The sequence below is a fragment of the Bradyrhizobium sp. Leo170 genome (assembly GCF_004296405.1).
Lineage (GTDB): Bacteria > Pseudomonadota > Alphaproteobacteria > Rhizobiales > Xanthobacteraceae > Bradyrhizobium.
Genome location: NZ_PSRR01000023.1, coordinates 37,807 through 45,627, shown reverse-complemented (window position 1 = coordinate 45,627; position 7,821 = coordinate 37,807). Strand labels below are relative to the sequence as shown.

General features: G+C 59.6%; 6 protein-coding genes. 1 reads left to right on the top strand and 5 read right to left on the bottom strand.

All coding sequences use genetic code 11. The features are described from left to right. Nucleotides 1-173 precede the first annotated feature (173 nt). The 3 genes from CWO89_RS47655 to CWO89_RS06920 form a co-directional block, all read right to left on the bottom strand. Nucleotides 174-503 carry an integrase core domain-containing protein gene (locus tag CWO89_RS47655; RefSeq protein WP_283813515.1) on the bottom strand — a complete coding sequence of 110 codons (330 nt, stop codon included), beginning with the start codon at nt 501-503 and terminating at the stop codon, nt 174-176. Between the two features lie 200 nt (nt 504-703). Further along, entirely contained in the window at nt 704-2,395 is a 1,692-nt protein-coding gene (locus CWO89_RS06925; RefSeq protein ID WP_130577890.1) for a methyl-accepting chemotaxis protein, read from the bottom strand. A gap of 283 nt (nt 2,396-2,678) precedes the next feature. Continuing rightward, complete coding sequence (locus CWO89_RS06920) at nt 2,679-3,653, bottom strand: LysR family transcriptional regulator (RefSeq protein ID WP_130577887.1); 975 nt, start codon at nt 3,651-3,653, stop codon at nt 2,679-2,681. 38 nt (nt 3,654-3,691) lie between these two features. Here CWO89_RS06920 and CWO89_RS06915 point away from each other — a divergent pair, with 38 nt between their 5' ends. Then, on the top strand, nt 3,692-4,984 hold the full coding sequence (locus tag CWO89_RS06915) for an NAD(P)-dependent oxidoreductase (protein ID WP_245475789.1): 1,293 nt from the start codon (nt 3,692-3,694) through the stop codon (nt 4,982-4,984). Nucleotides 4,985-5,261: 277 nt separating this feature from the next. Here CWO89_RS06915 and CWO89_RS06910 read toward each other — a convergent pair whose 3' ends face one another. After that, nucleotides 5,262-6,608: an MFS transporter gene (locus CWO89_RS06910; RefSeq protein ID WP_130577886.1), complete on the bottom strand. Its 1,347-nt coding sequence runs from the start codon at nt 6,606-6,608 to the stop codon at nt 5,262-5,264. Between the two features lie 139 nt (nt 6,609-6,747). After that, nucleotides 6,748-7,695 carry an AEC family transporter gene (locus CWO89_RS06905; RefSeq protein WP_130577885.1) on the bottom strand — a complete coding sequence of 316 codons (948 nt, stop codon included), beginning with the start codon at nt 7,693-7,695 and terminating at the stop codon, nt 6,748-6,750. Nucleotides 7,696-7,821: the final 126 nt, after the last annotated feature.

Below are 7,821 nucleotides of genomic sequence, written 5' to 3'. Positions count from 1 at the left end.
CTAGGTCGCGCGCGGCAAGACAGTCCAAACTCAGTCAAGAGCCCAATAGTATCGCAGGGCTGCAATCGGTCGATCAAGCGGAAGACGACAAACTAAAGCGCAAGCTTACGATCTGCCGCGGCTGCAAGTAGCAGGTCGCCGACAACCCCCGGCCAAGCTTCGCCTTCGGGTACTCACGCCGCGATTTTCGCAGGCCAACCCGCGCAGGTCATCTGCCGCCTTGGACCCCGCGGCAAGCTGCCAGCATCGACTCGTGGGCGCTTCGACGATCGTCGACGATGCCGGCGCGCTCGGGCGTAGTGGTGATGAAGTCCGCCCAAGATGGCGCGTGAACTGATCACACCAGTCTGCTGAACCGGGCGGAAAACCGGCGCATCCTTGTTAAGGGATCGATGAGTTCTGACGCGGTTGTAGTAGTCCGCATACGATCGCAGGATTCGGCGCAGATGCGCCTCGCCTAAGACTATGATGTGGTCCACACACTCACGCCGGATCGATCCGATCAGCCGTTCAGCCGTTCAGCCGTTCAGCCGTTCAGCCGTTCAGCCGCCAGCTTAGGCGATTCCATCACGTCAGCAACTCGGATAAGGTTTCGGTACACACAGCTACTTCGAATTCGCGGAGACGATTCTCGTTACGCCGGCCTGACGGGCCGGCAGTTTGGAGGATGGCTAACTAACGCACTCTGCATCCGCTCCCTGATTTACGCAGACCGCACGGTATTGAGGAACTTGCCTACTTCGACCTTCAGCCGGTCGCTGTCGCGCGCCAGCGATCGCGCCGCCGAAAGCACCTCCGACGAGGCCGATCCTGTTTCGCTGGCCCCTTGTTGCACGTCGATGATGCTGGAACTGACCTGATGGGTGCCCATCGCCGCCTGTTGCAGGTTTCGCGAGATTTCCTGTGTCGCCGCACTTTGCTCTTCGACTGCGGAGGCGATCGTCGATGAAATCTCTGACATCCGCTCGATTGTTGCACCGATTTCCTTAATCGCGTCCACCGACTCCCTCGTCGCGACTTGGATCCCGGCGATCTGCTGGCCGATCTCGCCGGTGGCTTTCGCCGTTTGCTCCGCCAAAGCCTTCACTTCGGACGCAACAACGGCAAAGCCACGGCCGGCATCACCGGCCCGCGCCGCCTCGATCGTTGCGTTCAACGCCAACAGGTTGGTCTGCCCAGCGATGCTGCTGATCAATTCGACGACGGCACCGATCCGACCGGCCGCTTTGGCCAGTTCGTCAACGTTGGCGTTGGTCATGCGGGCTTGATCGACGGCCGCGCTGGCGATGCGGGCGGACTCCTGGACCTGGCGACCGATCTCGTTCACTGACGAGTTCATTTCTTCAGTCGCAGAGGCCACAGACTGCACATTGGCGGAGGCCTGCTCCGATGCTGTCGCCACCACCGCAGTCAACTGCTGCGCCCGTTCCGCTGTCGAGGTCAGGCTACCCGCGGAGCTCTCCAATTCCGTCGACGCCGACGACACCGTCTCGACGATCTCGCCTACGATCGTCTCGAATTCCCGAGTGATGCTATCGACACGCTGGCTACGTTGAATCTTGGCTTCGGCATCGGCCGCGGCAGCAGTGTCGCTGGCCTTCTTTTCGATCAGCGCTTGTTTGAACATCTGCAAGGTGTTTGCCATCTTGCCCATTTCGGTTTTCGCGCCATGATACGGCACTTCAGCGCTGAGATCGCCATGGGCAAGCGCCTGCATAGGGCCCACGATCGAGGCGATGCCGCTTGATACGCTGCGTACCAGGTAGACCGCGACGCTGATTCCTGCCGCGGCCGACGCAGCAAGAATGGTCGCGAGCAGAAGGAAGGCGAAATTGTAGTTGTCCTCAGCAGCGATACCCGCATCGTCCGCGCCCTTGTTATTCAGATCGACGTCGCGATCGAGGATGACGTCTGCTGCCTTCCCGACCGGATAGGCCTTGGTCTCGTTGAATTCGAACGCATCATGGGGAATTCTGCCAATGCTGTCGCGCGACAGAACCACGACTTGCTGGACCATTGCTTCGTAGCGTTCCCATTGCTGGACCCAGTCATTGTAGATGGCACGTTCTTCCGATGAACTGATAAGTGGCTCATAGCGCTGACGGATTTTCAGCAGGCTCTGCGACGCCTCCACCAGCCGCTTCTCCGCGGCTGTCTTGGCGGCCAGCGTTTCGGCCAGGATATGCAGACGGACGATCCCACGATATCCCGTGGCAATGCTGCGCAACTCGCCGAGCGTGCGCACGCTCGGTAACCAGAGGCGCTGGATCTCCGTCGTGTTGGCATTGATGGAGCGCATGCTTGCGACGGCAAGCAAGCCCATGCCCGTCATGGCAATCAGAAGAAAGAACACCACGATCGTGATCTTGGTACGGATGGATATCTGGGCAAGCATGAGGGCGTCCTTCGGGAGCGTGGTCAGGGCGCGAACGACCTTGTCAAGGAACCGAATCACGGAGCCGAGATAGAAAGTCATCGCTTGCCGACAACCGTTAGAGTGCCGAACTTGCACAAGGGTTAAGTGACGAGTTCGTGCCGGCAAAGGTCTGTTGCGCGTGGCGCAACGGTGATCATTCGCCGGATCGGCACGCTCTCGCGTCGTTGCACTTTCCAGGGCCGGCATTCGGTCGGCGTGGCGCCGATCGGGCTGCGATCGAGGCGGTCAAATCGGCCGCCACTCACCCAGATACTTCCGCGCCCGTTGGTCGCGAGCTATCCTCCATCGAAGGGCGATCCCAATAGGCTGGACTCGCGTAGCGCAGTGCCAGAAACGCGAGGAGAGCCTGAACCTTGGGAGAGACGATTTTCTTCGGCGGGTAGACGCCCCAGATCGCCGGCTCCGGGCCGCGTGCTGCGAACCAGTCCCAATCGCCCAACAGCGGGACAAGGCGCCCTGCCCGCAGATTTTCACCCACCAACCATGACGGCAACAGCGCCACGCCGAGCCCCGCCACGGCTGCGTCGTGCAGGACATCGGAACTGTTCGCGCGAACGTTTCCACTCACGGCAATCTCGTATAGTTCTGTCGATGCGTCACTGTGCCGCCGGAAGTACCAGCAATCGCCGGTTGCCGTCTTGGAAGCCAAACAATTGTGCTTGGCCAGGTCACCCGGCTGGGCGACCGAACCTTGATTCCGAAGATAGGCAGGACTAGCAACGACGACACGTCGATGCGCGGCGAGGCGCCGCGCCACCATGGTCGAATCCCTGAGCGCGCCAATTCGCACTGCGACGTCATCCCCGGACTCGATCATGTCGACCATCACATCGGTCAGCGTGGCATCAATGCGAATATCGGGATATTCGGCGATGAAATCCTTCATGTGCGGCATGACGTGCAACCGCCCGAACGTGGTTGACATGTTGATCCGCAACAGTCCTCGCGGTTTCCCGTTCAGCGACGTCGTCACGGCGCGAGCGTCCCCCACGGCGTTCAGGATATGCGTAGCCCGCTCGTAGAACACGGCACCGGCCTCGGTCAGGTGCAGACGGCGCGTCGACCGATTGAGCAGGGTCGCGGCGAGATCGTATTCTAGAGCCGCAACATGACGGGAAATCGTCGATACCTTCACGCCGAGGTCCATCGCGGCCAGCGAGAAGCTGCCGAGTTCGACTGTACGGGTGAAGGCGCGCATGGCCATGAGGTAGTCCATCGACGACGTATCCCGTTTTCCAGTCACGCAACAATCATTTGCCGCACGGGGGGTTTTCCACCCAGAAATCCAGTGTCATGCTGCGCTTAGATTCAATTTCCAGAGCGATATCCGCCATGGCCCGCGTACGCACAGATCGCAGATCGTCAGCCGCCATCGTCGCTACAGCGTCCCCTTCCACGCCATCGCCGCAACCAGCAAAGCCGGCTCGTCCACGCCTCGTTGGCGTCGTCGGACTCGGTCGAATGGGACGTGCTTTTGCTGAAAACCTCGGCGCCGCGGGCTATCCGATCATCGTGTGGGATGCGTCTCAGGCTCAAATCGATGCCGTGGTGCGACCGGGGATCATCGCGGCCGCGAACCTCGCCGATCTCGCAGATTGCGACGTTGTGATCACTTCGTTGCCCGACGACGACGCGCTGGCAAGCGTTGCGACCGGTCCGCAGGGACTGCTCGATATGCTCGCGACCGGCGCCATCCACATCTCGATGAGCACGGTGAGCCCGCCCCTCTCCCGCCATCTGGCCGCGGCCCATGCGGCACGCAGCCAAAATTATGTTTCTGCTCCGATTCTCGGCAATCCGGACATGGCACATACGGGGGACGTGTTCATTCTCGCAGCGGGTCCCCATGCCGCTATCGATAGTGTTCGCCCACTGCTCGAAGTTCTCGGCCAACGTCTCTTCGTCATCGGCGAAGAGGCTGCCGCCGCCAACCTCATGAAGCTCGCGGCTAATGTCTTGACCGCACTGACCATGCAAGGCGTGGCCGAAGTCCTCGCGCTGCTCCGCAAGGGCGGAATTGATCATCGCATCGGCTTCGACATCCTCACCAATTCGCTGTTCGACTCGCGCGTTCATCGAACCTATGGCGGCAAGATCGCCAATGAGCGGTACTGTCCACCGGGCATGCCCGCACCACTGGCAGTCAAGGACCTCCGGCTGGCGCTTGCCGAAGCCGAAAGACATAGCGCGCCGATGCCAGCGGCCAGCCTGGTCCACGATCGCCTCGTCGCCATGGTCGCTCACGGCTGGACCAATCTCGATTGGTCCGCGCTTGGCCTGCTGGCGGCACAGGACGCCGGCTTGCCCGACATCATCCCGGCAGAAAGCGGCACTGCCGCTCCAACGACGGAGCAGGCGGCGATTCATACCGACAAAACGTCCGCCTTGTCCGTGACGCCGATTGATCATGTCTATCCTCCTTCTACGACCGGCAAACGATCCACAGACGCGGGTAAGGCATCAATGCTGGCCACGCCACTCGCTGAACTCACCCATAACGGAAGCGACCCCTCCCGGCTGATCTCTCCGACAAGTCGATCGCGGTGATCGACAACCGGGAGAGCCGAAACCAGCGGTGACGATGACAACATCGGCACCGGCCAGAGCGGACTGTCAGTGGTGGACCCGCAATGAAACATCGGCACCCACCACCGCAGCCGCGTGGGAACGGTGGAGCGCCTTGCCCACCGGAGATCCTGCGGTCACGTCGAGGAGCAGATGTCCCCAAGCCATTGCAGCATCGCCAGATGGCCGGGGGTTTCTCCAATTCGCCCTGCTCCCGCCAACACAATCTTCGTGCGCGATATATCAATCCATGGAGACGTCAGCCGACGTCGCCCTCTCCAACAATTCGCAGTGTCGCGGTTTTCACGGGTTCAGACGGTTCATCGATGAATTGCCGTTCCGGATGCATCGCCAGGCTTGTCACTGTTCCAGCCAGAAGCAGGCCGATCGAACACAGGAACGGCAGGTACCAACTGCCCGTGAGGTCGAGGATCAGGCCGAATGTCACCGACGACAAGATGCCGGCCAGCGCGAAGCCGATATTCATCATCGCGCTGGCTGTGCCGCCATATTGCGGCGCGATGTCCATGGGGACTGCCCAGGCTGGAGCAATCACAAGCTCGAGGAAGAAGAAGCCTGCGGCCAGCACCATCGTGATGATCATCACGTCATCGAGAAACATCATCGCTGTCAGGCACGCGGCGGAACCAAGCATGCCGACCCACACTACGGCCAGCCGCGCGAGCTTCACGTTTCCCGTGCGTCGCTTGATGGCATCGCTCATCAGGCCGCCCACGGTATCGCCGACCACACCTGCGAAGAACACGCCAGATGCAAACGCTGCAGATTTCTTCAGATCGAACCCATGGCCGTCTAGGAAGAACGACGGCAGCCAGTTGAGATAGACCCACGCGGACCAGCCGTAGCAAAAGTAGGTGAAGGTCACCGGCGCCATGCGCCATGCAAGGCGACGCCAAGGTACTCTGCGCGCCTTGGCGGGCGCCCGCTCCGGCAAATCTATGAGGTCTTCGGGGAGAACCTTGGGATGATCGCGAGGGTCATCGCGATAGTAGTACGCCCAGAAGAAGACCCAGAGCACAGTCAACACACCCATGGCGGCGAACGATCCGCGCCATCCCCAGAGAATGACCAGCGCAGCCACGATCGGTGGCGTCACCGCGTTACCCAACCGGGAGAACGAATGGGTAATGCCCTGAACGAAACCGTAGCGGTCCTGCGGAATCCAGGCCTGCATGCCGCGCGTAGCAGATGGAAACATCACGCTCTCGCCAAAGCCGAGCAGCAAGCGACAAGCGAACAGGCCTACCAGGCCGGTTACCATGCTGGTCGCGAAGGTCGCCACAGCGGCGACGGTCACGCAGGCGATCAGAACACGGCGGGCGCCAAAACGATCTGCGAGCCAGCCGCCGAACACCATGAAAAGCACGTAGGGATAACTGAAGGCGGAAAACACCAAGCCCATTTCGGCGTTCGAGATTCCGAACTCGTGCCGCATCAGGCTCGCCGTCGTACTGATGTTCACGCGATCGACATATGCCGAAAAGTACAGGACGCACAGCAGGAACAGTACAATACTCGGCGCAGAGAACAGCGACCTCGGCCATCGCTGCCGTTGAACAACCTCTTGTTCTTTTTTCACTTTCATTCCCCTGAGAGAGATTACTGAAGAGGCACTCGTCACCGCCGAACCCGGGATGCATTGCCGCACCCCAGGTTCGGAGGACTATTTCACTCTGCCATCGACGTCAGCCTCACCATTTTCATTCCAAACCTGAATCGAGCGATCAGATGATCTTGAATGTGAGAAGGATGAAGTACGTCGGGATGGTGAACAGTGCCAGGACAGTAGTCAGCGCGGTCATGACGGCAACGTAGTTGGCATCTGCCTTGTACGCCCGCGCTGCGATCGAGACCTGGGTCATCACGGGCATGGCCGATTCAATGATCAGGACGCTGCGCATGAAATCGGGGACATCGAAGATGTAGCAGACCCCGATCGTCACCGCAGGCGCTATCAGGAATCGTGCAGCAATCAAGATTCCCATGTCCGGGGTGATGCGAACGCTGCGTAGATTCGCCACATAGATCGCAATGCCGATGAACAACATCGCCAGTGGTGTTGTCATGCTGCCGAGGTAAGTCATCGTGCTGTTGGCAAATGTCGGCAGCTTCACGGAGAACAGTATGAGGAGGATGGCCACCACGGCGCCGATCAAGGGTGGCGACATAATGTTCTTGATCGTCTGCAAGCTGAACACGCGAGGCACAGCTACATCGGAATTCTCGGTGTTCTGGAGGCGAGCGAACTTCGGTCCATCGATGCTGAGGCCGTAGGCCCCGATCGTCCAGAACAGCAGCGACTGCACCAGATAATACATCACCGCGATCGGCAACGCCTTATCGCCGAACAGTGCAATGTTTACCGGAAATCCGATAAAGGCGCTGTTCGAGACGAAGAACATGGCTCGAAATACGCCGCGCCGATGCTCTGGAATGTTGATTATTCTCGAGACGATAATGCCGATGATCCAGAGAGCCAACATCGAGCACAGTGGCACGATGACGGCGACGCCGAGCTGTAGCAGGTCCTCCTTCTTGTAGGACTTCATCATACTGACGATCATGTAGAGTGGGATGGTGACCGTCATTGCGAACTTGGAAAATAGTTGCCCAATATCCTTATTGAACCACTTGATTTGGGTCAGATAGTAACCGAGCGTGATCATCAGCATGCAACTGATTACCCCACTTAGGGATTCAAAAATGGCCACATGAGTCTCCGTTGGGTGTGAGGATATTGAGAAACGGAAGGTCGGATATTTCGTTTTCCGCCGATCGATCTCGTCCAAGTCGATCGA